2 protein-coding genes are annotated in these 1,767 nt (G+C 69.8%); both read right to left on the bottom strand.

All coding sequences use genetic code 11. From position 1 onward, the window contains the following. A partial coding sequence (locus tag NI18_RS19295) for an efflux RND transporter periplasmic adaptor subunit (protein WP_037532455.1) occupies positions 1-1,120 on the bottom strand: 1,120 nt, incomplete at its 3' end. Next, positions 1,120-1,767 (bottom strand): TolC family protein (locus NI18_RS19290; RefSeq protein ID WP_198527074.1); only part of this gene is annotated, 648 nt, incomplete at its 5' end. The genes NI18_RS19290 and NI18_RS19295, both read right to left, overlap by 1 nt.

Genomic DNA, 1,767 nt, shown 5'->3' with positions numbered 1-1,767 from the left:
GCCGCGGCCTGAAGGTCAGTGACCCGGCAATGCCGCCGCCCGCATCGCCCGACGCGGCGGTCGGCTTGAACCGCAATGCGGCGTTCGGGACGAGCAGCACGCGCTGCTTGTCCGAGGTGACGATATCGGCGGTCGCGGTCATCCCCGGGCGCAGCGTGAGCGACGGATTGGCCACGGTCAGGTCTGCGGCATAGGACACGACCTGGCCGGTGGTGGTCGTCGTGCTGGTGCTCGAACTCGACGACGTCGCCGAGCTGACCGTCAGGTTCGAGCCGAGATCGACACGCGTGATCGTCGCGGGGAAGGTCTTGCCGGGAAAGGCGTCGACGGTGAAGTTGGCGCGCTGGCCGATCTTGACCTCGCCGACGTCCGCCTCGTCGATCGCAACCTCGAGCTTCATCTTGGTCAGGTCCTCGGCGATCACGAACAGCGTCGGCGTGTTGAACGACGACGCGACGGTCTGGCCGGGATCGATCTGCCGCGCGAGCACGACGCCGGTCACCGGCGAGCGGATGATCGCGCGCGCGCGCTGCGTCTGGCTCTGCGCGAGTGCGGCGCGGCTGGCGACGACATTGGCCTCGGCGACCTTCTGCGCGGCGAGTGCACGCTGATAGTCGGCGCGGCCGGCCTGAAGCTCGGTCTTGGACGGCACGCGCCCGCCCGACAGCCGCGCGACCTCCTCGAGCCGGTTGAGCTGTGCGCGCGATTCGGCGACGGTCGCCTGCGCCTGGTTCACCTGCGCCTGGTTGGCGGCGAGCTGTGCATTGCCCTGGCGGATCTGGTCGTCGAGCTGTTCGGGATCGATCAGCGCGAGCGGCTGGCCCGCGACGACGCGGTCGTTGACGTCGGCGACCACCTTGGTGACCAGCCCCGACAGCTGCGACCCGACCGTCACCTGGTTGGTCGGCGCGAGCTTGCCCGTCGCGGACACCGTCACGGTCAGGTTGCCGCGCTCGGCCGCCTGGGTCGAATATTGCGTCTGCTCCTTCGCGCCGAAGCATTTGGCGAGCAGCAGGCAGAGCAGCACGACGCCGACCGCGATCGCGACCCATTTGATGTAGCGTTTCCAGGGGGCCTGCGGCCTCACGCCCAGAAAGTCGTCGATCGATGCGTCGGCCATCAGCGTGCCTCTGGACTGGAGATGGGCGCTTGCGGGATCACGGTCGCGTCCCAGCCGCCGCCAAGCGCGGCATAGAGCGCGACCAGTGCGGTCGCGGCGTCGGCGCGCGCCTGGGTCGCGCCGTTGCGCGCGGACAGCAGGGCGACCTCCTGCTGGTTGAGCGTGGTGAAGTCGGTCAGCCCGGTGCGATACTGGCTGCGGCTGAGGATCGCGGAGTTGTTCGCGGCATCGAGCGCGATGGCGAACTGGCGCTCGCGTTCCTGTGCGGTCTGGAGCGCGACAACCGCATTCTCGACATCCTCGAGCGCGGTCAGCACGGTCGACTTGTAGAAGGCGAGCGCACCATCGGCGGCGGCCTCGCTGGTCCGCACCTGGCTGCGCAGCCGGCCGCCGTTGAAGATCGCCTGGGTCAGCCCCGCGAACAGCCCGCCGGTGATCGCATCGCCGATATTGCCGATCGAGGTGGCGTTGGTGTTGATGTTGCCGGTGATCGCGAGCGCAGGATAGAGCTGCGCCTTGGCCACCCCGATCCGCGCGGTGGCGGCGGCCAGCGCGCGCTCCGCCGAGCGGATGTCGGGACGCTGGCGCAGCGTGTCGCCGGGAATGCCGACGCGACCGCCTTCGGCCCGACCGGGATCGGCTACCGG

This window comes from Sphingomonas sp. Ant20 (assembly GCF_000783375.1).
Classification (GTDB): Bacteria; Pseudomonadota; Alphaproteobacteria; order Sphingomonadales; family Sphingomonadaceae; genus Sphingomonas; species Sphingomonas aerolata.
The sequence above is the reverse complement of the archived record's forward strand: the minus strand, read 5'-3'. Positions and strand labels throughout refer to the sequence as shown.